Consider the following 26,234-nt stretch of genomic DNA (forward strand, 5'->3'; position numbering starts at 1 on the left):
GCGAAAAGACGCCGTGCGTCCGCCGTAGGCGCGAAAAGACGCCGTGCGTCCGCCGTAGGCGCGAAAAGACGCCGTGCGTCCGCGAAGGAGATGTTACGTCCGGTTATAATAGACAAATAATGGATTTTTTTTGCACAATTACAGATTTAGCGTTTTATGGTTAGTATAAATATACTCTTTTTTGAGAATATATTGCATATTTATGCTCTTTTTAAGATGCAAATGTTTTCTGAAGAATCATCATTCAAAGGTAAAATCAGTTACTTTTGAATAAGAACCTAAGAAATTTAAACCCAATTTTTGAATTCCTCATAAAAAGCGCAGTGGAGATAATTCCCAAAGTTTTGACATGATAGAGCTTCATGCAACATTCATAAAAAATTGACTTTAAAACGAAATAAAAATATAATATAAATGCATTATATTCTGTGAACAAAATTTTTTGCAAAAAAGGAGGGGTGCAGAAACAGTCCTATAGGAAAAATCCATGAAAACAGTTTGGAAAGAAGGAGATGTACGAATGAAAAAGAGCGGCAGCAGGCTGTTATCGATGCTTCTGGCGTTTGCCTTGATTTTGAGCAGCCTGAGTTCCCTCGCGTTTGCAGCAACCGAGGAGCAACCGGCCAACGGCGCGAACTTGGCGTTGAACAAGACGACAACCGCCAGCGGTACAGAAGCCAGCACAAGTTTTTATCCCCAAAACGCCACGGACGGCGATATGGGAACCCGCTGGTCCCATGACGGAATCCGCGCCAACCCGCCGAGATGGCTGAAGGTCGATCTGGGCGAGACCATGACCTTCCGCCAGTTCAAGATTTTCTGGGAAGCAGCGTATGCTTCCGGCTATCAGATCCAGGTTTCGGACGACGATAGCGCCTACACGGACGTCTATTCCACGACGACCGGCCAGGGCAGGAATGAAGTCATCACCCTGGACACCCCCGTGACGGGCCGCTATGTCCGGCTGTATTGCACCCAGGCGCCGGCCGATACTTGGGACGGCGTTTCGATCTATGAGTTTGAAATCTACAACTTTACCGATGAGGAAATGGTGGACGACGCCATTGCAGGGATTTCTGTACCGGCGATCGTAAACCACGACTTCACCCTTCCGGTTGGAACCGACGAAGGCGTGAAGATTTCCTGGACCTGTGACAGCGACCTGCTTGCCATCGACGCCGAGACCGGGGCAGTCACCGTGACCGCGCCGGAAGAGAGCACCGACGTCACCCTGACGGCGACCGTCGCCTTTGGCACGTGCTCCAAAGAGGTCCCCTACACGGCCAATGTGCGCAGCGAAGCGGAGCGCCAGGTGGAATACCAGGTGTATCCGCTCCCGCAGAAGATGACGCTGGGCGAAGAGAACATGACCATCTCCGAAGCGGTCAACGTCATCATGGAGTCCGGCATCAGTGAGGTTACGAAGGCGCGCTTGGAAGAGGTCCTCTCCGAGGCTGGCCTGACCTACAGCTACAGCGATGCGGCTGTCGAGGGCGCAACCAACCTGTACATCGGCATCAACGGCTCCGGGGAAGCGGCGGACAACTACGCGACCGCCAACAATGTCCCGCGCGACGTGTTCACCGAGGGCGAGGACAAGTTCGACATGGAAATTGTCCAGTTGGACGCTGCGAACAACATCCTGCTGTTGGGCAAGGACGACGACGCGGCATTCTACTCCATCGCTACCTTGGAGCAGGTGCTTCCCCAGTCCATGAACGGCAAATATACCACCGTCCTGTTTGAGGACTATGCGAATAAGCAGTACCGCGGCATGGTCGAAGGGTTCTACGGCTATCCGTGGACCGTGGAGGCCCGCCTCGACTGGTTTGAATTCGCCAAGAAGTACAAGATGAACATCTTCGTCTATGGACCGAAGGGCGACCCGTACCATCTGGGCCTGTGGGACGAGGAATATCCCACGTCCGTCACCGAGGACGAGCGCAAGCGCGGCGTTTTGACGCAGGACGACATCCGCGCCCTGGCGGAGGAGTCCAAGAAGTGCAACATCGACTTTGTCTGGGTGGCGCATCCCGCCATGCAGAGAAGGCTCGACATGAGCAGCAACGCCACGGTTGACCAGGAGATCACCAACCGCCTGATGCCGAAGTTCAACAGCCTGTATGAGCTCGGCGTGCGCGAGTTCGGTATCTTCATGGACGACATCACCATCGGCGAGGGCTTGCAGCAGAGATACACGCAGCCGTACCTGATTGACCAGGTCCAGCGGCGCCTGTATGAAACCTACAACACCCCGGACGCGGCGGAAGAGGATAAGGTCAAGCCGCTGTTCTACACGCCGACGTGGTACACCTACGGCCTGGGCTATGCGGATATGCAGAACCAGTGCATGGAGGCGTTCAAACAGTCCAACGTGCATGAGGACGTTGTGATCTGCTTCACCGGCGACGCCGTGTGCGGCCCGATCAACAACAGCTCCTGCGAAAACTTTGCCACCCGCACCGGCCGCAAGCCGTGCATCTGGTGGAACTACCCGGTAAACGACTATGCGGACGCACAGCTCTTTACCGACCGCATCGACGCCAACTTCACCGTCGGCACCGACACCACGGAGTGCGTGGGCGTCCTGTCCAACCCGATGAACCAGGCGGAAGCCTCCCGCATCGCCTTCTTCGGCGTGGCGGACTTTGCTTGGAACACCGCGAACTTTGATTCCCAGCAGAGCTGGGGGGATTCCTTCCCGTATCTGATCGAAGAGGGAATCGGCGATGTTTCCCGCGAGGAGCTCGCGGCGGCATACAAGATCGTTGCAAAGAACATCGTCACCACGCCGGAGTCCAAGGATATGCAGGAGCTCTACACGAAGTTCCAGGCAGAATATCCGCTGGGCGATATGACCACGGCGACAAAGATGAAAGACGTCTTCCACGAGCTCAACGAAGCGATTGCCACCATCCGCCTCATGCAGGACTGCGGCAATGCGGAATATGAGCGCCTGTATACGGACCTTGAGGGCAACCTCAACAAGCTCTCCGATATGGCGACCGTGATTGAAAACAGCCTGACCATCCTTTTGACGGACGACGAAGACGCCGCTTGGGCAGCTTACAATGCCGCCAGCGAGATCAAGAACAACGAGCTTTCCAACAGCAGAAACCCGCGCTATGTGGTCCATGCAATGGAAGGCGCCGGCACCGACTATAGCTATGCGGATTACCAGGCGGATCCTTCGAAGACCTATATGAAACCGTTTGTCAACACGGTCTTTGAACTGGCGACGAATAAGATCTCCGACGTAGAGCCGGTGGCGACCGTGCCGCAGCTATTCACCAACATTCCGGAGGCGGACTTCGCCGTCGCGGATGCAGGCAGCTCTGTTACGGTTTCCGGCCTGGAAGGTGTTGTCCTCCAGAGCAATGAATACGTCGGCGTGATCTTCAACAAGATCCGCACCCTGACCGGGTTTGCCGATCCGGCGGCCGAGGGCTTGACGCTCGAATCCTCCATGGATGGAAAGACCTGGACCGCCTATGCCGGCGAAGAGGTGCCGGAAGCGGCGTTTGTCCGCGTCAAGAACAACACCAGCGAAGCAATCGCCCTCGGCGCAGATACGCTGGCCTGGAGCCTGCGGCCCATCGCAGAGTTTGTGGGCGCCTCCTGCAGCGTAGAGCTGTATCAGCCGGCAAACTACCCGCTGAGCAACTTGACCGACGGCAACTATGACACCAAGATGTGGACCAACGGCGCACAGGGCGTGGGCCAGACGGTCACGATGGAATACACCGACATCATCAATACCAACGAAGTGAAGCTGGTCTTTGGAAGCGGGGACCGCGCGGCGGGAGCCGTTGTTGAGATTTCCGCGGACAACCTCGAATGGACCGAGATCGGTTCCTTCACAGCGGCCGACCTGGTGGCGGAAGGCAGCTCCTATACGTACACCTGCAACGGCAACGGACAGCCGGCCAAGTATGTGCGTATGCGCCTGACCCAGGACAGCTCCCAGTGGCTGCAGCTCTTTGAGTTCGAAGTCAATAAGGGCGAAGAACTCGGCGGCGCGATCCCGGTCGCTGTCACCAACGACGGCCAGGATGCAGGCGTTGTATGCGACCGCACGGTTTCCACCACCTTTACCGCTACCGATGCGGGTTATGTGGAGTATCAGCTGATCCATGGGCAGAAGGTCGATGAGATCACCGTCCTGTTCCAGGGGACGGAATCCGAAGCGGAGAAACCGGCTGTTGAGATTCAGACCGACGGCGAATGGGTCAAGGTCGGCGAACTCAATGAAAATCCGGCGAAATTCGATGTCTCGGCCTATACAAACGTAACGGCCGTCAAGGTCTCTTGGAATGCGGAGAACATCCCGACCATCATGGAGATCATGGAAAAGGGCGATGCGTATGCAGAGCCGAACCGCGTATCCCTGTATGAGGCGGTCGCGACAGCGGAAGGCCTCTCGCAGGACGACTTCACCGAGGACGAGTGGGCAGCCATTCAGGAAGCGCTCACAGCGGCAAAGGCGGAGCTGAACGGCGAAAGCACGCAGGAAGCCGTCGATGCAGCGGACACCGCTCTGAAAGTGGCCATGGGAGAAATCGAGCCCACCGCGCACACCCTTACCGTGAAGTTCACCACCAACGCGCAGCTGGATGACAGCGACGCGATCCTGGCAAACCTGACGGGCACCTATACGGAAGAACTGTTCCCGGGCGATGCGTACGCATTCCGGTTCGTACCGCGTGTGGACGGCCGCGAATTTGCAGCCATCACCGTGGACGGGGAAGAGGTCCTGTTTGACGATACGACCGATACCGCGGCGTATGTCTGCGAAGGGACCATGGGTTATACTGGCAAGACCGTCACCATTTCCTTTGTCGTGGTCGATAAGCAGGTCCTGCGCCAGTCCATCACGATTGCAGAAGAATTGATGGCGGGCGAAGAGTTCGAGGCAGCTGTCCCGAGCGTCCAGAAGGCGATCCAGAAGGCGTACGACGCGGCTGTCGCTGTAGAAGCGGATAAGACCGCCGTCCAGGCCGAAATCAACGGCGCTTGGAGCGAGTTGCTCGATGCCCTGCAGCTGCTGTCCTTTGAAGCGGGCGACAAAACGCTCCTGGGCGAGCTGCTCGATCAGGCGAACCTGATCCAGGAAGGCGGTTATACGGAGAGCTCCTGGGATGCCTTCACAGAGGCGCGCGAGCAGGCACAGGAAGTCTATGACGACCCGGACGCACTGGAACAGGATGTCCAGGATGCTTACGACGCCCTGATCGACGCGATCGATGGCCTTGCCTTTGCGGGCGACCTCAGCGGCTTGCAGATGCTGGTCGATGAGGCGCACGAAATTGAGGCCAACCTCGATAAGTACCTCGACCTCGACAACGACGACTTTAAGACCTTCCGCGATGCGTTGGCCCGTGCAGAAGAAGTGCTGGCTATGACCACGCCGGAACAGGCGGTCATCGACGAGGCGGCGATCGCCCTCTCCAACGCCATGAGCGCCATGCGTCTGATCCCGGACAAGGAGGAACTGGCAAACCTCGTGGGCGAGGCGGAAGCGATCAACCGCAGCCAGTTCACGAGCGGAAGCCTCTCCAAGCTGGATAGAGCCGTCGGTAAAGCGAAGCAGGTCCTGAACGCAGAGGATGCAACGCAGGAGCAGGTCAACGAGGCGTACACCGCGCTTTCCAATGCGCTGGACACGCTGGAGAAGAAGACGGAGACCCAGAAGACCTCCGGCAGCTCTTCCTCCTACAACTGGAACCTCTATGGGCCGGCCGGCATCGTTGCGGCGAATGGCAATGCCCTCGCGCCGTATGTGGTCTCCGACACGACCGTGGACTTTACGGTCCGCAGAGGAACCGCTTATTGCTTCAAGATGACGGTGATGAACAGCAACACGCTTGTCCCGAGCTTTACGGTGGGCAACGGCGATGTGCTCAAGACGCAGTATGTCACCCGCATTGGGAACGACTTCTACTTCCGCGTTTGGGCGATCGGCACAGCGGGCGAGAGCGCCGGTGTGTATACCACCCTGCCGGGCAATGCCCCAGTCAAACACTGCACCGTGAAAATTGCGTAAGTGCTTGCAAAGGAAACGCCATAAGAACAAGATGGCACATGTGCCCGTTTGTAGGCGCGAACGGCAAGCAGATGCGTAAAAGCAGAAAGACCGCACGAAATCATAGACAAGGATGTTCCTGAAACTCCTTTTACACAAGCAGCCCCCGGACGGATTTGTCCGGGGGCTGCAATCTTTGTTTTTAGGAGGGGCAGGGGTTCAAGCATGTGGGGGAATCCGCTATTGCCCAACAGCCTGTTTTTGAGGGCGCTGCGGGAGCCACCGCCCGCTGCGGTACCGGATAAAAAAGAGGACCGCGCGGAATCCCCAATCCGCAAACATCGCAATCCAGACGCCCATAACGCCTAAGTGGAAACCCAGCACCAGCACATAGCTCAGCCCGATGCGGAATGCCCACATGGAAAAGACAGCGGTCACCATGGTGAATTTGACGTCGGACGCCGCACGCAGCGCGTTGGGAAGGGCAAAGGCAACTGGCCAAATAATCATGGCAAAGCTGTGTACCACGATCAACGCCACCGCGATGGAGGATGCTTCCGGCGAGAGGTTGTAAATGCCCACAAGGGGCGTGCTGAGGGCGGTCAAAAGGACGGCTAGGACCGCCAAAATCCCATAGTTTACTTTGAGAAGATAATTTGTGTATTGCCTGGCCTGTGCGTGTTCCCCCGCGCCGACGCATTGCCCGATCACGGTTACCATGCCAAGCCCGATGGCGGTGCCGGGCAGGTATTCAAATTGGACCAGGTTATTCGCCACGGCAAATCCCGCAATCGAGGCGGTACCCAAAGACGACACAAGGCTCTGCACCAGGATTTTCCCGAGCTGAAACATGCTGTTTTCCATTCCAGCCGGGACGCCAATGCGCAGGATGTTGCGGATCATCTGGGGATGAAACCCGAGGCGCAGGCGCCTATCCACGTGGATCAAATGATCGGGATTGCGCACAATCACGAGCATGATGATCCCAGCCGTAGCACGTGAGACGACCGTGGGGATTCCCACGCCAGCCACACCCATGTGGAGGCCATATACACATAGGGCATTTCCCACGACATTGATCGCGTTCATGCACAGGGAGGTGTTCATCGACACTTTGGAATTCCCCATGGAACGATACAGCGCCGCGCAGGCATCGTATATCGCGAGGAATGGGTAGGAAACCGCAGAGAGAAAGAAATAGGTTTGCGCGTTGCTCATCACATCCGCCTCGATGCTTCCGAAGATCAAGGCGAGCAGGGAGCGGTTGCCCACCAGCGCCACGATCATGATAAAGACAGAGAGCAAGAACGTGGAGAGCAGCAACTGGTTTGCCGCAACAGAGGCGTTTTTTGCGTCTTTTTTCCCAAGGTATTGGGAACAGACCACCGCGCCGCCCGTGGAAAGCGCCGCCAGAAGCTGGATGATCAGCGTGCTGATCGAATCTACCAAAGATACGCCGGAGACAGCCGCCTCCCCCACCGCGGAAACCATGACCACGTCTGCCATGCCGACTAAGACAGCCAGGATCTGCTCGATAATCAAAGGGATCAGAAGGCGGCGGAGGTCCTTTTTTGAAAACAATACGATCACCTGGATTCAACGAACCCACGGCAAACGATCCGGAACGGCCGCCTCCGGATTTTTTGCGATGGATTCGATGGGATTTGTTTTTCAACAGATCTTGCGAAACCTGTTGAAAAGAAGAACATAACGATTATACGAGCTTTTGCTGAAATCTGCAAGAAAGGCCGCCGGCCCATGCAATCTTTTTTTGGAGCCCATCGCCGGCAAAAGGACAAGAATCGAAAAATGGTTTTCGTGTTCCATACCACGAACGCCTGTAAAACCGTGGAAAGGGAGCCGGTCCGTTGCCAAGGATTTTGGCCTTTTTGCCATTTCATAACAATTTATTCATAATTCGATCACCTAACGATCACCTTGCATTGCTAAACTGTTAATCACGTATATGGGAGCGTATCGAATCGCCCACCGGACTTTTTCCGCGGGGAAAAGCCTTTTCTGTGCGGATTGCGCTCCCTGAAATTTTGAAACCGGAGGGACGCATATGATTGAGGTGAAAAACCTCACAAAGCGGTATGGTTCCAACCTCGCTTTGAACCATATCCATTTTTCCCTGGAGGAGGGAACCATCCTCGGGTTCCTCGGCCCAAACGGCGCCGGGAAATCCACCACCATGAACATCATCACGGGGTATCTCTCCCCAACAGAGGGCAGCATCACCGTCGATGGGTTCGATACCCTGGAAAACCCGTTGGAGGCGAAAAAGCGCATCGGCTACCTGCCGGAGATCCCCCCTCTGTATACGGACATGACCGTCAAGGAATACCTGAACTTTATGTACGACCTGAAAAAGGTGAAGCTCCCCCGCAAGGAGCACATTGCGGAGATCTGCTCGCTGGTCAAGATCGACGACGTATATGGCCGCCTGATCGCTAACCTGTCCAAGGGCTACCGCCAGCGCGTGGGCATCGCCCAGGCCCTGCTGGGCAACCCGCCGGTTCTGATCCTGGACGAACCGACCGTGGGCCTCGATCCAAAGCAGATCATTGAGATCCGCAACCTCATCAAGAGTTTGGGCCGCAAGCACACGGTCATCCTCAGCTCCCACATCCTGTCCGAAGTGCAGGCCGTGTGCGAGCGCGTGATCGTGATCAACCGCGGTTCGATTGTCGCGGACGGCACCCCGGATAGCCTGGCGCACAGCCTTTCCAACGAAAACCGCCTGCTCCTGCGCATGGAGGGCGAGGAAAAGGCCATCAAGCAGGGGCTTCATTCCCTGCGGGGTGTCAAAGAGGTGGACGCCTATGGCGAAAAAGAACCCGGCGTCTATGAATTCTCTGTGGAGGGCAATGAAGGGACCGACCTGCGGCGGCCGGTCTTTGCGCTGGCTGCGCAGAACCATTGGCCCATCCTCTCTATGAAGAACACCGACCTCACATTGGAAGATGTGTTCCTGCGCCTGACCAGCGACCTGTATGACCATCAGGAGACGGCGCAGCCCTCTGAAATTCTCGACGGAAAGGAGGGGGCGTAATGGGCGCAGTCTATAAAAGAGAGATGCGGTCATATTTTACTTCTCCCATCGGCTATGTGGTGGCGGCAGTCCTGTTTGCCCTGTATGGGTTCTATTATTACTCCGTCATGCTGTCCGGCTCCACCTATTACATCTCCACATTTGTCTACAGCAATATGTTCATTTGGAGCATGATGCTCCTGCCCATCCTGACCATGCGCGTGTTCAGTGAAGAGCAAAAGAACCGCACCGACCAAGCCCTGCTCACCGCGCCGGTGGGGGTTGGCTCCATCGTCTTGGGCAAATTCTTCGCCTCTGCCACGGTCTATGCCATCATCCTGGTGGGAAGCCTCATCCCCGCCATTGTCATTGGGTTCTTTTCATCGCCCAATTGGGTGCTGATCCTTGGCACCGTGATCGGCTCCTTCCTGTATGGCATCGCAATCCTGGCCATCGGCACGTTTGTCTCCTCTCTGACGCAGAGCCAGATCGTGGCCGCCATCGGCACCTTTGGCATCTCCATCCTGTTGGTGGTGATCGACCAGCTCACGAGCATTATCAGCAACCAGGTAGTGGTCCAGGTGTTGAACTGGCTGTCCTTCAACAGCCGGTATACCCCCTTCACCACGGGTACCTTTCATATTGCCAGTATCGTGTTCTTCCTCAGCGTGGCGGCGGTCTTCCTGTTCCTGACCGCACGCAAGCTGGAGAGCCGCCGTTGGAGCTAAAGGAGGGAAAACAGATGGACAACGAAAACAAAAACCCCTTGACGCCGGAGGAGGAATCCACACCGGCGCAGGAAGCAATCGAACCGGCCGGGCCGGAATCCCCGGCAGCCGAAATACCCGCAGAAGAAACGCAAACCGCCTCCGAACCGGACGGCACGCAGGGGGAGGCCCCTGCGGAGGAAACGTCCACATCCAGCCAGGACGCAGCGGATGGGGAACCGCCCATGCAGGACGAACAGGAGCCTTCCGAAGCGCTCGCCCCCGTGCCGGAGGCGGATACAGAAAAGCCGCAAAAGCCAAAGAAGCCGAAGAAAGATAGCCACAAAGGGAAATACCGCGGGATTTCCTTGGCAATGACCGCCGGCTTCCTGGTGGTGGTCATCCTTCTCAACGTGGTCGTCAGCCTGTTGGCGGAGCGCTATCCCTCCATGAACCTGGACCTCACCGAGGGCCATGTCAACACCCTTTCGGACAGCGCGGCGGAAATCGCCTCCAACGTGCAGAACCCAACCACCATCTACATCATGGCGAGCGAGGATATCGCAAAATCCGATACCCTGTTGGCCGAATATGGGATTAAATACAGCCAGGTCAGCGCCCTGGCGGAAAAGATGGCGGAGCGCAATTCCAATATCTCCGTGGAATACATCGACCTGGACCAAAACCCGGCCTTCGCTTCGGAATATCAGGACGACGGCCTGATGACCGCGGATGTCCTGGTCAAGACGGACAAACGCTACCGCGTACTGGCCTACACGGACCTGTTCGATGTACAGTACAGCCAAACCGGGATGGTCGCCTATTCCATGGTGGACAGCGCGCTGGCTTCGGCTGTCAGCTCGGTCAACGCGGATACCCTCCCGCTGGCGGTGTTTGACACCGGGCACAACGAGATGATGGACACCACGCTCTATAAAAACCTGTTGACCAGCAACAACTTTGAAACGCAGGAGATCAACCTCCTGACCGACGAGATCCCGGAGAACGCGCAGCTCTTTGTGCTGGCGACCCCGGCGACCGACTACACCCCGGACGAGATTGAAAAGCTGGAAGCCTTCCTGAACGACGAGAGCAAGGCGTCCGACCGCTCCCTGCTGGTGACCTTCTATCCGGGCCAGGACGCCCTACCCAACCTGACGGACTTCCTAAAGGAATGGGGCTTGGATGTCCAGCAATCCACGCAGGTTGTGGAAACCGACCCCAATAGCTACATCACGAGCGACCCGTCGTACCTGCTGGCCAACCAGAGCGGCGACATCACCCTCAGCCGCGCCACTTCGGACTACGGCTACCTGCTGATGCCGCAGAGCTGCCCGATCAACCTGCTGTTTGACGAACGCAACGGCATCACAACGCATACGCTTGCGACCAGCAGCAGTTCGGCGTTCCTCTATGACGGCACTGAAGAGAGCATCAGCAACCCGCAGACCGGCGAACACACCCTGGCGGCGTTGGCGCAAAAGACCATCACCACGGGCGAAGGGGAAGCCACCGCCAATGTGGTCGCGCTGGGCAGCACCTTTATGTTCGTGGACGGCATCATCAATTCCAATACGTTTGGCGATGGGCGCTATCTGACGGATCTCGCCAAGTACGTCACCGGTACGGAGGGCGAAACAACCGCGGTGGAAACGCGCCAGGTGCAGACCTCCATTGCGGACATCTCCATGAGCCTGTTGCAGGTCATGGTCTTTGGCCTTGGCATCTTTACCATTTTGATTCCGTTGATCGTCGTCGTGATCGGCGTAGTAGTGTACTATAGAAGGAGGAGGCTGTAATGAAACCAGCGACCAGAAATCTGCTCATTCTCGGCGTATGCATTGTTGTATTGGGCGGCGCCCTGGCCGCTCTAATGCTGACCGGCGGCGAAACGGACGCCTCCACCACCAGCTCCTCCCAGGACATCGCCCTGTTAAACCGGGAGGAGGCGGACGTCGCCTCCATTGAGGTGACAAACACAAGCGGCGTATTTACCATTGTCCCGGCGGAAGAGCAGCCGGAAAGCAGCGCTGCGGGCAGCAGCGCTTCGGAGGAGGCTTCCAGCGACGCTTCCGGGGCTACTTCTTCGGACGCCGAAGAGGAAATCAACTTCTCCATCCAGGAATTGGAGGGCCTCCCGCAGGACAGCTACGCGGTCAACAGCGCCGCAGAAGGCGGCTGGCAGCTCTTTGCCACCAAAAAGATTGGTACGGTAAGCAACCTTGCGGATTTCGGCCTTTCCACCCCGCAGGCGACGGTCAAGGTTACCTTTCAAAATGGGGATACCTATGCCTATGAGATCGGCAATGCCTCCGTGGAGGACAGCACCGCTTATTATGTGCGCGGGCAGGGCGCGGAGGACGTCTATGTGGCAAGCGTGCCGCTCGCCTATCTCCAGGATAAGACGGGGTTCCTGTCCCGCCAGGTGCTGGATTTCAGCAGCCTTAAAACCGACGCTTCCGCACCGTTCCGCAAGCTGGTGCTGAGCGGGACGGCGCTTGCGGAACCCATCACGCTCCAACAGGGCGAGGGGACCCTGTATCTGATGACGGAGCCAAAGCAAATGGATGCAGATACCGAGACGGTCAAGTCCTTGACGGATCTGCTGTCGTGCTTGACTGCGGGCGGCGTGGAAGCGCTGCATCCAGACCAGGACGCCCTGCGGGAATACGGGCTGGATAACCCGACCAATGTGATCCAGATGACTACAACGGACGGCGAGGAGTATACGCTCATGGCCGGGGCGGAGAAGGACGGGAACCGCATGGTGATGCTGGACGGTGTGGACATCGTATACCGCATTTTGGAGGACAGCCTCACCCCCTGGACAAGCTTGACGACGCCGTTTGACGTGCAGAGCAAGGTCCTGCTGACCCGGAGCGTGGAGTCTGTGCAGTCGCTCTCCATTACGCTGGACGGGGACATGGCCTACCGTTGGGATGTGACGCGGACAACGGACGAGGAGAAGTCCACGGAGGACACCACGTATTACAACTATACGGTTGCCGACACCTCCGGGACAGAGACCGATTACACCGCCTTTACCAACCTCTACCAGACGTTGACCAGTGAGACGGTTCTGGAGGACGCCGGGGATGCACAGCCCTCCGGGACGCCGCTCTTCCGGGCGGAAGTTGCCTATTACGACGGGCTTCCGACCAACACGCTGGAGTTCTATGCGGATGGGGAGCGTAACTGCCTGGTGGTGTTGGACAACGTCGTGCGCGGTTTGGTGCCGAGAAGCGACCTCGAGGCCTTCCAGGAGGCCGTGGAGGGCGCAGCGCAATAACCGGCGATCGAAAGACACACTCCATCAAGTTTTATCATACAACACAAGAGCGGACGGTACAGCTTGTACCGTCCGCTCTTGTTCCATGTAGGCGAATTTTGCAAGATATTTTTGCCTATAAAAATATCTGCATGGCGAAATAGTGTTTTTGATAGGAAAATTTTGGCGATCTATTTTGGCTCCATTATGTAGAGAGAAGAAAAATACATCCGAAAGAAGAGCACCTATCTCACGCTTGCTGGGCTCTTTATGGTTGGCAAAGCCGGGCGGGGATACTTCTACTTGTCCCCGCCCGGTTTTTTGATGCCAGCGCGTCAACCGCCCTGCGCAGACTCCCGGAGCGGCTCGCAGGGAAGCCGCATCTCTCCGGAGAACCCCTCGCCCGGCGCGGTATGCGCGGCAAATTGCCCGCCGTGGGTCTCGGTGATGCGGCGGACGAGGAAGAGGCCCAGCCCATGGGCGCGCTTCGGCGCGTAGGGGGCGTTCAATACAGAGGCGAGCTTTTGCGGGTCCGCGCCAACCCCGTCGTCGCGGACGGAAAGGAGGCAGGCATCCGCCCCATCCCGGCGCACGGAGACCCGGATGGCGCACCCCTGCGGGTTGTGCAGGACGCTGTTTTGCAACAGATTGGTCAGCGCGCGCAAAAGCAACCGCTCGTCCCCCTGCAAGCGGATGGATTCGTCCACCTCCTCCAGTTCTATCCCGCAGGGATTTTCCGGCATCGCGTTCATAAAATCGGTCACGGCGCGGCGGACGAGCTTTGCCGGGCGCAGCCATTGGCATTCCAGGGGCTGCATGTCGTATTCCAGGCGGGACACCAGGTTCAGGTCGCTGACCAGGTCGCGCAGGCGGACCCCCTGCCGGCAGATCACCGCGGCCTGCTCCCGCTCCGGCGGCGGGAGCGCGGGATCGTCCTGCAATTCGCCCGCATAGCCGAGGATCACGGAGAGGGGCGTGCGGATGTCGTGCGAAATGCCCGCGATCCAGTTGGCGCGCGCCTCGTCCTTTTTCCGCAGTGCGTCGTCGCGGCGCTGCAATTCGCCGGAAGCCGCGTTGATCCCAGCCGCCACCTCGCGCAGGCTGCCGCGCTCCGCCAGCTGCACCGGTTCCCCGCGCGCCAGGCAGGACAACCCGTGCAAAATCGGGCGTACCGGCCGCACCGTCCACCAGCAGAGGAATGCATAGATCAGGATCGCCACCAGGACATTGCCGACTAGGAACAGGAGCACACATTCAAAGATCGTCCGGGCGTCCTGCTCTGCAAAATTGAGCGTGTAGCGCATATACGACCCCTTGGGGTATCCGGTCACCACCAGGCCGTCCGGGTGTTCCCAGCAAAAGACGGGATAATCCTGCAAATAGTACCGGGTAAACCCAGCGACGTCCCTCGGGGTGTAGGAGAGCGGGATCTCCTCCGGCAGATCCATGGACCAGATCACATCCCCGTTGTCATCCAAGAGCATGGCCCAGGCGCTGTGCGCGCGCAATTCTTCCACAACGGATGGGGCCAGCTGGTATTCGCCGTCCTGTTTGGTCAGGCCCTCCACGGTGTCCCGCACCGCCCAGGTGGGGGAGAAGTCCTCGTCGCCCTCGTGCGTATCGTACAGGACGCGCAGATAGATTGTCAGGCCGGCGATATTCGCCACAAAGAAGACCAGGAAACAGACGAATAGGCCGATCAAAAAGCGCCCTAAGAAGCGCTGGATACTTTTCAAGATGGACACCTCCTGCAGGGCAATCCCTTTTGTTTATCGATGGGGGATAGCTTTTAAAATAGGTTTTTCTGAAGATTCCTTTCAAGACAACGCAATGCGAGCCGCCAGTGTAGGCGCTGGGGCGTTTTTTTAAAACTGCTTGCTCTAAGGGCCGCATGCCGCGCAACGCTGCGCGGCGGCTGCAAACGGCGTTTGCAGGAAAGCGGCGGTTTGCCCGCCGCTTTGCGGCCCGGCCCAGGTTAGGCGTTCTTCGTGGGCGCCAATTGCAGTTTATAACCCAGGCCGCGCGCGGTCAATAGATACTGCGGATGGGACGGGTCCTGTTCCAGCTTTTCACGCATCCGGCGGATGTGCACCATCAGGGTGTTTTCATAGCCGTAGAGGTCGTCGCCCCAGGCGGCCTGGCAGAGCGCATCGCTCGTGACAATGCGGTTGCGGTTCTCATAGAGCTTCTTTAAAAGCGCATGTTCCTTCGCGGTGAGCGTCCACTCCCGCCCGTCCTGCGCGCGGACCAGGGACGCGCCCAAATCGACCGTGCGGTCCCCCAGCGAGAAGGCCGGAAGCTGCTCCTGGCGGATCGGGACATAGACCCGCCGCAGGATCGCTGTGATGCGCAAAGTCAACTCTTTTGGAAGGAACGGCTTGACGATGTAGTCGTCCGCCCCCATCCCCAGGCCGATCAGCCGGTCCTCGTCCTCCCCGCGCGCGGTCAGGAATACCACCGGCAGGGGCGAAATAGCGCGCATCTGCTGCATCAACGAAAAGCCGTCCCCGTCTGGCAGCATCACGTCCAACACCGCCAGGTCGGGTTTTACCGCGCGCAGTTGTTCCATGGCGCGGGCGCAGTCGGGCGCGAGGAACACGCGGGTAAAGCCTTCCCGCCGCAGGATCTCGTCCACCATGCGCAGCAGCTGCGGTTGGTCGTCCACCACCAGGATTTTCTTTTCCTTGAGTTCATCCATGGGAATCCCTACTTTCAATTTGAAAATTTCTAAGGCCACGCGATTTGAAAACATACAGCCCCGCATCCCGCGCCGCAAAGCGGCGAGCTTTTGCGAAGCTGGCTTCCGTTTCCGCCGGGAGGTTATCGTGAGGTTATTATAACACACCTGTATTTCCCGTTTCACGCCGCAACCCTTTTTGTAAGTCTGCCGTAAGGTTTTGTGCAGCTTCCTGTAAGGAACCCGCGCTATGCTATATCCAGTCAATCAAAAAGGAGGCGTTCCTATGGAACGGATGAAACGGAGATTCGGCGTCCTGGCGGTGATCGCTCTCGTGGCGATTGCCTTTGCCGCAGTGAGTGCCTTTGCAAGCCGGGCGGTCTATCAAAACAGTATTCCCGCCTATTATGCGGGATTGGTATAAGGAGGTGCGGGGATGGAGACGATCGTAAGTACGGAAGGGTTATCCAAAGAATACGGCGGTGTATTCCGCGTCAAACATGTGGATTTACAGATTCGCGAAGGGGAGGTCTACGGCTTCCTGGGGCCCAACGGCGCAGGGAAATCCACGACCATGAAAATGCTGTTGGGCCTGGTAAAACCGACCCAGGGCACGGTACATCTCTTTGGAAAACAGATGAACGACAAAAACCGGGTGGAAATTCTGCGCCAGACCGGGGCGTTGATCGAATCGCCGTCGTACTATGGGCATTTGACCGGCATGGAAAATCTGCGCGTCATGCAGAAGCTGCTGGACATCCCGGAGAAAAACCTGCGGGAGGCCCTCCGGATTGTCCGCCTGGAAAACCAGGCCGGTAAAAAGGTGAGCCACTATTCGCTGGGGATGAAGCAGCGCCTGGGCATTGCGATGGCGTTGATGCGGTTTCCGAAGCTGCTGGTCTTGGACGAACCCACCAACGGGCTGGACCCGGCCGGGATTGAGGAGATCCGGGAGCTCATCAAGGCGTTGCCGCAGCAGTACGGCATGACGGTGATGCTGTCCAGCCACCTGTTGGCGGAGGTCGACCAGATGGCGACCGCCGTGGGGATCATCGACCACGGCGAGCTGATTTTCCAAAACAGCCTGGAAGTTTTGCGGAGGAAGAGCGCCCATTATGTGGCTGTCCGGACACAGGACCCGGAGGAGGCCGCGCGCCTGTTGGAACGGTACCGCCCCAAACGGGAGGCCGGATGGCTGCTGCTGGAAAATCTGAGCGACGCTGCGGTGGCGCAGATCAACCAGCAGTTGGTTTGCAGCGGCGTGCAGGTGTTCCGCATTGAAGAGCGGCAGCGCAGCCTGGAGGAGATCTTCCTCGATCTCACCGGAAAGGAAGGCGCGCTATGATCCGTTACCTTTCCTTGGAGTTCTATAAGATCCGGCGGCGCGGCGTCTTCTTGACCGCACTGCTGCTCTGCGGCGTGGAGGGGGCCTGGACAGCCTATTCCGTGCAGAGCTATTTTGAAGAAAACGGCGCAAACCTGATCTGGAACAACCTGTTTACCAATCTGGCGATGCTGCACGGCCTGTTCCTTCCTCTGGCGATCGCGGTCCTTTCCAGCCGCATCTGCGACATGGAACACAAGGGCGACACCTGGAAGCTGCTCGGCGCCGCTGCGGAACCCATGGGCAAGCTGTATTTTGCCAAATTCCTCTGCACCTTCCTTCTCCTGACCGTCACCCTGGTGCTGGAGCTGGCCGCGCTGCTGGCGTTTGCCGCATGGAGGGGGTTCCCGGGCCCAATCCCCGTAGGACTGGTGGGAAAGGTCTTTTTGGGGACCATGCTCGTGAGCGTATTTGTGTTGGCGCTGCAACAATGGATTGCCATGGCGGTGCCCAATCAACTGGTCGCATTGATTGTCGGTATGGCCGGGTCGTTCCTCGGTCTGGTGGGTGCGTTGTTCCCGGCGCAGGTGCGCGCATTTTTGCCGTGGTGCGGCTATGCGGAATTGTCTTCTGTGCAGGCGGTCCCGTTGGGGGACCACGAGTGGCAGTATTTGGCGATGGACCCCAACATTGTCCCGGCGCTCTTGGTGTTTGTCCTGGGGATCATCGTATATTTCCTGGGAAAGCGCCGCCTTTGCCGGAAAGAGTTTTAGGAGGGATATGCCATGTTGAGACATGCAGTTGCGGCGGAGGGCCGCAAGCTGAAAGGGTCGTGTATTTGGCTCGCGTTTCTGTTTTTGCCTGCGTTCAGCGTCTTTGTTGGGTGCGCCAACTTTTCGATGAACCGGGAGATTTTGACAAACGAATGGCAAAGCCTGTGGACCCAGGTCAGCCTGTTTTATGGGGACCTGTTCCTGGCGGTATTGCTCTCCATCTATGCCGCCTATGCGTGGCGGTTGGAGCATTTAAACCACAACTGGAACACGCTGATGACCGCCCCCGTCCCGGTGCGCAACATTTTCTGGAGCAAATTCCTGGTGATTGCGGGCCTGAGTTTTGTGACGCAGGTGCTCTTTTTTGCCCTGTATCTGGCGGCTGGGTTCTATTTTGGCTTCCAGTCCCCGGTGCCGCCGGATGTGATCCGCTGGTTCCTGTGCGCATGGATTGGCTCCCTCCCGGTTGCGGCGATGCAGCTCTTTTTTGCCATGCGCATCCGGAGCTTTGCGGTGCCGGTGGGGATCGGGTTTGCTTGCAGCGTCGTTGGGTTCCTATTGGCTGCAAAGGGCTGGTGGGCTTGTTTCCCCAACGCCCTGGTGATTGCAGGGATGGGCGCTGTCAGCCAGGAGGCGTTGGGACAAGTGGATATGGGGATTTTCTTCGTGATGTGCGCCGTATTTACAGCGCTGTTCTGCGGCCTGTCCCTTCTTGTCCTCAAAAGGGCCGATGTCAAAAGCTGACGACCTCCGGTCGGGACGCGGACGCACGGCGTCTTTCGCGCCTACGGCGTTCCCTACAAAAGGAAACTGCAAGGAATTTGCTTGCCACTCCATACGGGGAAGCTCTACGGAAGCAAGCAAATCGTTTCACAAAGGCCAGAAAGGAGGAAATCCACTCTTCCCACACGACATCCGGAAAACAGCAGCGAAAAACACAGAAGGACCCAGCCCTAGGAAATCTCCCGGGGCTGGGTCCTTGCAGTTTATCGGGAAGAAGTCTTCCCTTTTATTTTCGATTAGCCAATGGTTACAGCACAATGCTTCGTAGCGTTCTGGCCCGGCAGGGTCGTATAAACGCCCGTGCTCTGGCCCGGCGTGCCGATGGCATAGACTCTGTAGTAGTAGTCGTTGCCGATCTTCGCCACGAACTGCGTCTTGAGCACATCGCCGTTGCCGACCGTGAAGCCCGGCGTCATGGCGTTGCCGTTGACCACCGTCATCTTGAAGCAATACGCCTGGCCGTGCTTCAGCGTGAAGTTGACCGTCGTGTCGGAAACCACATAGGCGTTCGCCGCCACGCTCTGGCCTGCGGAGACAACACCCGCTGCGCCGTATGCGTTGCCAGTGTTCGCGGATGTGCTGCCCTTGTTGGAGCTGCCGGCGTTCGAACCGCCGTTGTTCACTTCCACCAGGTTGGCCTTTGCCGCGCGTGCCTGTGCGACCGCGTTATCCACAACAACCTGGCCCTCTTCTGCGTCGAGGGTCTCGTCCGCCAGCAGGGTCTTCAGGTTCGCAATCGAAGCTGCAACCGCTGCATAGCTCGTTGCTGTGTAATCGGAAGCATCCAGTGCTTCGAGCTCGTTCAGCAGAGCTTCCAGTTCGCTCTTATCCGCCTTCTTGCGGAGCGCTGCCATGGCCTCGGTCAGCGTCTGCGCCGCCGCGTCGATGGTCGCCTGCGCGTCGTCCTTCGTCAGCGCCTTTGCTGCATCGAGCGCCGCCTGGAAAGCTTCCTGGCCGTCCGGCAGATACTTGCCCTCTGCGATCTCCGCCGCAACTGCTTCCGCCTTCTCGATCAAGTCGTTCAGGCTGCTCCGATCGGAGGCACGCACCAGGCCCTCCGCTGCGTTCAGCAGGCCGTCGTATGCCTTCGTGACGTCCGCTTCCAGCGGCTCGCCGTCTGCGATCACTTCCGCTGCCTGCGCCATTGCTTCTGCAAATGCCGCCCAGCTGTCGCTCGTGAAGTCGTCCTCCACCAGGCCGCTCAAAATGTTATACAGCTCTTCCAGCGCGCTCGCGTCGCCCGCCTGGAAGTCCAGGTAGTGGATGACGTTCAGCAGGCCGCTCCAGGCGGCATCGATCTGCGCCTGGGTTGCTGCGTCGTCGGCCAATACCGCTGCCGCTGCGTCGTAAGCCTCCATGAAGGCTTCCTTTGCCGCGGTGACCAGCGAATCGACCGTGCCGTCGTCCACATAGGTCTTCGCGTAGTTGTAAGTCTCTTCCAGGATGCGCTTGTCCGTCACTTCGAATACGAAGTCCAGGTTGACGGCGCCGTTTTCGACCATCGCCGTGTAGGTGTAGGAATCGCCGCTGATGAGCTGCGGTTCGCCGCCGTTGATGGTCACGGAGCGGAAGTCCTTGCCTTCCACGCGCGGCGCAAAGGTCAGTTCGACTTCCGTGCCGTCCGCGACGTCCTTCATTTCGAACTTGCCGAGCAGGTCCGCGATCTTTTGCGGTTCGCCGTCCACCGTCAAGGTGACGTCCTTGTTGTTATAGGTTGCTGTCAGGTTCTGCTCCTGCGGCTCTGCTTCGGGATTTGCAACCGCAAACGGCAGGACGGTCGCCTGCTCTGCGCCCTCTGCTTGATACGTGAAGTCCTCGAAGGTGATGTCGGTGTTGACCGTTTGGCCGCCGTTGAGCGCGATCACGCCGATTTTGATATCCTCTGTCGCGGCATTGCCGACGGAATTGCAGGTCTTCTCGTCAATTTTTACCCAGATTGCATTGTCATAGCTGTAATAGGCGGTAAAGGTGGTACCGTTTTTCTCCAGCTTGAGCCATGCGGGAACGTCCTTCTGCTCGTCGGGGAGTGTGGATTCATCATAGCTGCCCTCATAGCGCATGCATTCGAAGATGTTTCCGCCGAGGCGCTCGTGATAGCGGCGCATAGCGCCCATCAGGTGTTTCTCATCGGTGAAGGCCACGAGCCCAGCGGTCTGGAAGGAAGCATAGAGGTCTCCAGTGACCTTGACCGTTACAGTAAAGTTTTCATCCTGCGGGACGCTTACCACCATGTTCTTAATGGCCATGGAGTCCCCGTCCGGTTTACCAACATCGCTTCTCTGGGAGGTGATGGTGACGGAATTTTCCCCGTTCAACCGGATGTTCGCCGGGTCTTCGCGCACGATGCTCCAAAAGTCCTCATTGAGGATAAACGGTTTGGCCGTGACCGTCACCGTGCACTCCGCTTTGACCTCGGGATCCAGTGCGGAGGATGCGGTGATGACTGCGGTGCCCGGCTTCACGGCGGTTACCTTTCCGCCGGAGACCGTTGCAACCGATTCATCGCTGGAGGACCAGACCAGATCCTTGACCAGGGCGTCTTCCGGCAGCAGGGTGGCTTGCAGCGTATCCGACTGTCCCTCTTCCAGAGAGAGTTCCGTGCGGTCCAGCACAATGGATTCCAGGGAAGTGGGCTTTTCGCGCAGGATCTTCACTGCACAGCCGCCGCCGGCCTTGACCGGGATGGAAAGCGTATCTTCCTTGGTGACGGTCCTCGCCTCAAAGGCCATGCTGTTTTTATCGCCGGTGCCGTCGCGATAGATCAGGGCATAATACGTGCCGTCGCCCAGGAAATCCAGGGGGAATTCCGCATCACGTGCATCCACGGAGACGCAGGCGCCATACCAATCTTCCCCATCGCGGCGCACCATGGTGGTGAAGTCGCCCGGATAGCCGTCGATCAGCTTGGTGTCGTCCCAGACGACCGGCATATTCTGATAGAAAGAGTACGCCGGGCTGCTGCGGTAGTCTTCAATGCTGCTGGCTAGGCAGTGCATGCCGCTCTGCACGAGCACGGACAAGGCCAGCTGGAAGCCCGTCGTCGTATTGTTGCTGCCGCGCGGATAAATCTGCTCGGTGACGTCCGCCGGGCCGATGGCTGCGCGGGTGAATGGGATCACCGAATACTGGAACGGCGTGAGGGAGTGCTCTTCGCCGCGGATGGCTTCACGCGTGAGCACGTTCGGATAGGTGCGGACCTCGCCGCTGGGCTTGTTCGCGCCGTGGGCGTTGACAATCAGGCCATATTTCGCGCAGTCCTTGTAGATATCCTCATAGAGCTGCATCCGGTCCTGCGCCTCGCTGTCGAAGAAGTCGACCTTGATGCCCTTGATGCCCTTTGCCGCCCACTCCGGCAGGCGCTCCGCGCGCTTCTCCGGCGTGTTCAAATCGTCGCAGATGACCCAGGCGATCAAGCCGACGCCCTTTTCATCCGCATACGCCTGGATCTCGTCGTACCAATCAAAATAGCCCTCGTAGGCATAGCGCTGGCCATCCGGGTTCGGGGCTTCCGGCTGCCAGCCGCGGTCCATAATAAAGTAGTCCCAGCCCATCTCTGCGGCAAAGTCGATGTAGCGCTTGATTTCCGTCGTGTTGCTCTGCATGTTAAAGCCGCCGACCAACCAGGTCCAGGAGGAAACGCCGGGCTCCACCCAGGAATAGTCGTCCTGCACCTTCGGGTCGGGGTCCGGGCTGAGGTTTTCGACCATGGTGTTCTCTACGATGTCATCCAGCCCGCCGATGATCGCCGTGCGCCACGGGGAGACAAACGAAGCCTCCGCGTTGATCGGATTCGACCCCTGTTCCAGGGACGGGACAACCTGCAACAGGCCCGTGCCGTCCGCCTTCACCATGGAGCCGGAATAGCCGCCGCTGAGGTCCGCCTCGGTAATCAGGGCGAAGATGTCGTCCGGGGTCTTGACGAGCAGGGGGATGGACTGGTTGCCAGTGACGCTCTCTACCGGGTTTTCGGAGAAGGAACCCTCATAGGAGAACCCGCCGCTGCCGTAGGGCATATGCCAGAGGGTGGAACCCTGCGGGACTTGGAACGCGGTATTTTCCGCGGTAATCTCAAAATCTTCGTCCGCATGGATCGCATAACGGACGGCGATGCCGTCGTCATAGGAGCGGACTGTCACGTCAAACGGGACGCCGTCCTTGGTAAAGGAAATGGTGCGCTCCTGCGCGCGGTTGACGTATTCCGCCTTTTTGCGGGAGGGGACGGTGTAGGTTTCGTCGATCTGCTTGATCTCCGAAACGCCGCTGTATTCCAGCCCCGTGGAGAAATCCGCCACGCTGGTTTCCATGCCCAGCGCCGCCCAGTCGAGGACGGTTTTGCCCTCCTGCATGGCGATGTAGGACAGGCTGCCCTCAGAGCTCAGCCGCAGGACGGCCTCAATGGAGCCGTTGGGGGAGGGAAGCGTCCAGACGCGACCTTCCACTTCGTCGCCCACGATGAATTCCAGCGATGCGCTGCGGGTGATCCCGTCCAGGGTCGCTTCGCAGGTGATCTGCGCCACGCCGTTTTCGTTGGCCGTTACGATGCCGTCCGCTGAAACAGATGCCACCTCCGGATGGTCGCTGGTGAATACCAGGTCGCCGGGGGCAAAGACGGCGGCGTCCCCGTTCACCAGGGTACCGCTGACAGAGACCGGCACCTGCTCGCCGGGCTGCAACATCTGGTTGTCCGCCTGGAGCGAGATGGACTTTAAGTTCTGCAAAATGGATTCGTCCAGCAGCAGCTTGGCGTCCGCCCAAGTGCTGTGGTCGCCCTGCTTGTCGCCGTCCCCGCCGTCCGTGGTGATGAGGGTCAGGGTTTTCGCATCCGCAGGGATGTCCACATGGATGGGGAGGGGGCCGCTGTCCATCTTGCGGACGTCGCTCCGGTAGGCCTCTTCACCGTCGATCTCCACCACAAATTCGCAGGAGCTCTTTTCTTTCTTGTCGTTGTTGTCGCCGTCGTGGATGCCGACGACCGCTTCAAACGCTTCGACGCCCATGTTTTCGATCGAATAGGTCAAGCTGGACGGCGCATGGATGCAGATGCCCTTTTCGTAGACGATATGGCCGCCGTTGCCATCCCGGAATTGGATGGGGTTTTCATCCAGGCCTTGGTCCTTTTGGGGTTCCCCCCAAGCGGTTGTCATGTCCGTCCATTGCAGGTCGCTGAGGTAGACGACGCCCTCCTGCTCTTCCACCAGCACTTGGCTGGGCTGCGGAGCAACATCCAGCGTGGCCCCCTGCGCAAACGCGACGGTTGCGCCGGAAGCGGCCATCTGCACAGCCAATAGCATGGCTAGAAGCGCTTTTGCCTTTTTTCCTTTCATGATAACTCCTCTCTCCTTCTCGGCGGGTGACCCCCGCTATTTTTTAGGGTAAATCTCTAAATATATTCAAGAAGATATCTTGATATTTAGAGCATTTTGTTAATTTATTAAAACACAGGATATATTTATATTTTATTACAAATTTGAATTATAAAAGAAATATTTTGAAATTAAAGCGAATGGAAGAGAAGAATCCCCCTCTCCGGGCGATGTGCTGGCCCGGAGAGGGGGATAAAATTTGCTTTGGCATAATGCAGCCCGCCGGATAGGGTTCTGTTTCCCGGCTGGAATGGGTCAAAACAGGCGCTCCAACTCCTCCATCTTTTGCCGGAGGAAGGCTTTGGTTTCGGAGACGCTAAAAACGTGGCGGCTGTTTTCCAGATAAGTAAAGAAATCCTCGAAACAGGAGGTTAAAGATTTTTCAAACAAAAGCATAACCCGGAATTGATGGGGGGTATGCTCATAGGAAAAAGCGATGGAGCCATCCCAAAATGCGATCACTTCCAAATGTGCCGGGAAGGGTGTTGGGTTATTGCGCAGCAAGATGCTTTTGAAGGCGGGCGGCTGTTCTTCGCAAAAGCGCCGGAGAAGTTCCCAGCGGTCGCGCGGCTCCAGAGGGGCGTAGATGGAGCTGGGGGTTTGCCGGAAACGCCCGGTACGGCAGAAATAGTCGATGCCTTCCCGTGTGAAAAAGCCGATATAGGCATGCTTTTCTTGTAAAAAAGCCCTCTGCCTATCGCAGTAACCGAGAAACGCTTGGATGATCTCTTCCCGGCCGGGAATATCATAGATGTATTTTTCGAACAGTTCCCGATCCATCGACTGGAGGATGTGCGGGCTACAGGAGCAGACCCAGTGCGGTGCGGCGCACTTTTGGAAAATGTTTTGGTAAAAGCGGATATTATCTGTGACCGTATCCAGAGTGGAGAGCATGAGATTGGCGTTTTTCCGGGCGTCGTTAAAGAGCTTGCGGAAAAAGGCAACATATTCCGCGCCGCGCAGGCATACCGCGTATTTTTGATTATAGGAAAGCTGTAGGGCGCATTCGCTGGTGACAATCAGATAGGGGAGGGAATTGCTGTTTTTAAAATGGGAGGTGATGTTGTCATAATAGTAGTAAGGCTGATAGGATTTGAGGGAGAACATCAGCTCCACGACAGCCCGCAGACAGCCTAAGTTGTAGTGGTTATCCTCCTCTTGCGATTCACTCTCCAGGCAAAGGATGTGCTGCACAGAGCATTCGCGCCCCAAAGTCAATGCGGAGAGGGTGTGGATCAGGAAATCGTAGTCCGGCTGTGCGATGACCAAAATTTCCCCGTTTGGCCGTGCGGTTTCCGCCCCCACCACCGCTTGGACAAGGTTGTTGACCGGAAGGACCCCTGTGCGGACTTCTGAGCATCCGGAAGGAAGGGGCGGGGGTTCCGGAGGAGGAAGCGTTTCAGCAGGTTGCGTGCCCACATATTGGTTGAAAAAATTTAAAAATTCAAGCGTGTGGCGCCTGCGTCGGTAGCGCTCCTCCCCCATGCGTGAAATATCGTAAGCAGCCCTCAGTTCGAAGGCTTGCGTGGGGCTTAGCCGGAGTGCGTCCACAAGGCGGCTCAGGATCTCGGTGCTGGCGGGCAGCCGTTCCCCGTTGATGAATTTGTAGAGGCTGGACCGGTCGATTTTGCTGTTCCGTGCCAAACCGTAGATGGTGAGCTGTCCCTTGTCGATCCTTGGCTGGATCAAGGCTTGTAATTTTTGCGAAAATACCGACATAAATTGTACTTGTTCCTCCTTCCTCTACCTTTTCTTTGCTCGAATAATATCCTTGTTTCCCTTCCTAAAAGGTTCAAAAAAATGGCACAATTTGCTTTATATCCAGTATAACATACTGAAAAAGGCTTTGGTAGCATGCTTTTCCTATAAAATTTGTGAATCAAACCGCTCGGGTTTTGTGAGGAAGCAAAGGGGCAGGCGCTGGCAAAAATATCTGCGGGATACAATCCGGCGGGCGCTTTGCCTCAGGGGTACGCCGGTTTTTGGATAAAACATTCCAAAATCCCGTTAAAATAATGAAAAGACAAAAGGAAGAAAAAGATTTATCCTTTATAAGTACCCCAAAAATCTTCCGGAGGGGAAAAGATGTTTGCCTTGTCCGGCGGGGCGGCCCGATGCTTCCAGATGGGCCGCCGGGGGGGGAGCAAACCAATCCGCTTACAAGGACTGTTTGTGAAATACGGGGCTGGGACGGCAATCCGACTGTTCCAGCCCTGTATTTTTTAGAACGGCACGCCTCTTGTTTGGATTCCATTTGTCATCCATTTGTAACCATTTTCTTGA

General features: G+C 57.4%; 14 protein-coding genes. 9 read left to right on the top strand and 5 right to left on the bottom strand.

Annotated features, from left to right (window positions below; all coding sequences use genetic code 11):
• Window positions 1–520 precede the first annotated feature (520 nt).
• Window positions 521–6,043, top strand: a complete 5,523-nt coding sequence (locus I2G69_RS13625; protein WP_195560956.1) for a beta-N-acetylglucosaminidase domain-containing protein — start codon at window positions 521–523, stop codon at window positions 6,041–6,043.
• A gap of 219 nt (window positions 6,044–6,262) precedes the next feature.
• On the opposite strand, the gene I2G69_RS13630 is transcribed toward I2G69_RS13625, so the two are convergent.
• Window positions 6,263–7,612, bottom strand: a complete 1,350-nt coding sequence (locus I2G69_RS13630; protein WP_442856136.1) for an MATE family efflux transporter — start codon at window positions 7,610–7,612, stop codon at window positions 6,263–6,265.
• Between the two features lie 475 nt (window positions 7,613–8,087).
• On the opposite strand from I2G69_RS13630, the gene I2G69_RS13635 reads away from it, so the two are divergent.
• The 4 genes from I2G69_RS13635 to I2G69_RS13650 are packed head-to-tail and all read left to right on the top strand — an operon-like array spanning window position 8,088 to window position 13,052.
• A complete protein-coding gene (locus I2G69_RS13635; protein WP_087235184.1) occupies window positions 8,088–9,077 on the top strand; it encodes an ABC transporter ATP-binding protein in 990 nt (329 codons plus the stop codon).
• Window positions 9,077–9,784 (top strand): ABC transporter permease, encoded by a 708-nt coding sequence (locus tag I2G69_RS13640; protein ID WP_191521419.1) that lies wholly within the window; start codon window positions 9,077–9,079, stop codon window positions 9,782–9,784. Before I2G69_RS13635 ends, I2G69_RS13640 begins: the two co-directional genes overlap by 1 nt.
• Window positions 9,785–9,798: 14 nt before the next feature.
• Window positions 9,799–11,562, top strand: coding sequence for a GldG family protein (locus tag I2G69_RS13645; protein ID WP_087235186.1), 1,764 nt, complete (start codon window positions 9,799–9,801; stop codon window positions 11,560–11,562).
• Window positions 11,562–13,052 carry a DUF4340 domain-containing protein gene (locus I2G69_RS13650; RefSeq protein ID WP_195560957.1) on the top strand — a complete coding sequence of 497 codons (1,491 nt, stop codon included), beginning with the start codon at window positions 11,562–11,564 and terminating at the stop codon, window positions 13,050–13,052. Before I2G69_RS13645 ends, I2G69_RS13650 begins: the two co-directional genes overlap by 1 nt.
• A gap of 314 nt (window positions 13,053–13,366) precedes the next feature.
• Here the strand turns inward: I2G69_RS13650 and I2G69_RS14415 are convergent, their stop codons facing one another.
• Complete coding sequence (locus tag I2G69_RS14415; protein WP_195560958.1) at window positions 13,367–14,767, bottom strand: sensor histidine kinase; 1,401 nt, start codon at window positions 14,765–14,767, stop codon at window positions 13,367–13,369.
• Between the two features lie 239 nt (window positions 14,768–15,006).
• Window positions 15,007–15,729, bottom strand: coding sequence for a response regulator transcription factor (locus I2G69_RS13660; protein WP_191405816.1), 723 nt, complete (start codon window positions 15,727–15,729; stop codon window positions 15,007–15,009).
• Between the two features lie 265 nt (window positions 15,730–15,994).
• Here I2G69_RS13660 and I2G69_RS13665 point away from each other — a divergent pair, with 265 nt between their 5' ends.
• From I2G69_RS13665 to I2G69_RS13680, 4 genes are read left to right on the top strand one after another with little or no spacing between them, the layout of a single operon-like run.
• A complete protein-coding gene (locus tag I2G69_RS13665; protein WP_172749773.1) occupies window positions 15,995–16,132 on the top strand; it encodes a hypothetical protein in 138 nt (45 codons plus the stop codon).
• Between the two features lie 12 nt (window positions 16,133–16,144).
• Window positions 16,145–17,053, top strand: a complete 909-nt coding sequence (locus tag I2G69_RS13670) for an ABC transporter ATP-binding protein (protein ID WP_191396075.1) — start codon at window positions 16,145–16,147, stop codon at window positions 17,051–17,053.
• Complete coding sequence (locus I2G69_RS13675) at window positions 17,050–17,805, top strand: ABC transporter permease (RefSeq protein WP_195560959.1); 756 nt, start codon at window positions 17,050–17,052, stop codon at window positions 17,803–17,805. Before I2G69_RS13670 ends, I2G69_RS13675 begins: the two co-directional genes overlap by 4 nt.
• 12 nt (window positions 17,806–17,817) lie before the next feature.
• The gene (locus tag I2G69_RS13680; protein ID WP_191396073.1) at window positions 17,818–18,549 is read left to right on the top strand and encodes an ABC transporter permease; all 732 of its coding nucleotides are present in this window, start codon (window positions 17,818–17,820) and stop codon (window positions 18,547–18,549) included.
• A 275-nt stretch (window positions 18,550–18,824) separates the two neighbouring features.
• Here I2G69_RS13680 and I2G69_RS14480 read toward each other — a convergent pair whose 3' ends face one another.
• Window positions 18,825–23,912, bottom strand: coding sequence for a glycoside hydrolase family 97 catalytic domain-containing protein (locus tag I2G69_RS14480; protein ID WP_195560960.1), 5,088 nt, complete (start codon window positions 23,910–23,912; stop codon window positions 18,825–18,827).
• Window positions 23,913–24,206: 294 nt separating this feature from the next.
• Window positions 24,207–25,670 carry a helix-turn-helix domain-containing protein gene (locus tag I2G69_RS13690; protein ID WP_191441788.1) on the bottom strand — a complete coding sequence of 488 codons (1,464 nt, stop codon included), beginning with the start codon at window positions 25,668–25,670 and terminating at the stop codon, window positions 24,207–24,209.
• Window positions 25,671–26,234: the final 564 nt, after the last annotated feature.

The sequence above is a fragment of the Anaeromassilibacillus sp. D41t1_190614_C2 genome, assembly GCF_015558525.1.
Lineage (GTDB): Bacteria > Bacillota > Clostridia > Oscillospirales > Acutalibacteraceae > Anaeromassilibacillus > Anaeromassilibacillus stercoravium.

What these genes read in the sequence shown, in the direction of transcription:
- I2G69_RS13625 (WP_195560956.1), top strand. Translation starts at nt 521, where the DNA reads ATGAAAAAGAGCGGCAGCAGGCTGTTATCGATGCTTCTGGCGTTTGCC.
- I2G69_RS13635 (WP_087235184.1), top strand. Translation starts at nt 8,088, where the DNA reads ATGATTGAGGTGAAAAACCTCACAAAGCGGTATGGTTCCAACCTCGCT.
- I2G69_RS13640 (WP_191521419.1), top strand. Translation starts at nt 9,077, where the DNA reads ATGGGCGCAGTCTATAAAAGAGAGATGCGGTCATATTTTACTTCTCCC.
- I2G69_RS13645 (WP_087235186.1), top strand. Translation starts at nt 9,799, where the DNA reads ATGGACAACGAAAACAAAAACCCCTTGACGCCGGAGGAGGAATCCACA.
- I2G69_RS13650 (WP_195560957.1), top strand. Translation starts at nt 11,562, where the DNA reads ATGAAACCAGCGACCAGAAATCTGCTCATTCTCGGCGTATGCATTGTT.
- I2G69_RS13660 (WP_191405816.1), bottom strand. Translation starts at nt 15,729, where the DNA reads ATGGATGAACTCAAGGAAAAGAAAATCCTGGTGGTGGACGACCAACCG.
- I2G69_RS13665 (WP_172749773.1), top strand. Translation starts at nt 15,995, where the DNA reads ATGGAACGGATGAAACGGAGATTCGGCGTCCTGGCGGTGATCGCTCTC.
- I2G69_RS13670 (WP_191396075.1), top strand. Translation starts at nt 16,145, where the DNA reads ATGGAGACGATCGTAAGTACGGAAGGGTTATCCAAAGAATACGGCGGT.
- I2G69_RS13675 (WP_195560959.1), top strand. Translation starts at nt 17,050, where the DNA reads ATGATCCGTTACCTTTCCTTGGAGTTCTATAAGATCCGGCGGCGCGGC.
- I2G69_RS13680 (WP_191396073.1), top strand. Translation starts at nt 17,818, where the DNA reads ATGTTGAGACATGCAGTTGCGGCGGAGGGCCGCAAGCTGAAAGGGTCG.
- I2G69_RS14480 (WP_195560960.1), bottom strand. Translation starts at nt 23,912, where the DNA reads ATGAAAGGAAAAAAGGCAAAAGCGCTTCTAGCCATGCTATTGGCTGTG.
- I2G69_RS13690 (WP_191441788.1), bottom strand. Translation starts at nt 25,670, where the DNA reads ATGTCGGTATTTTCGCAAAAATTACAAGCCTTGATCCAGCCAAGGATC.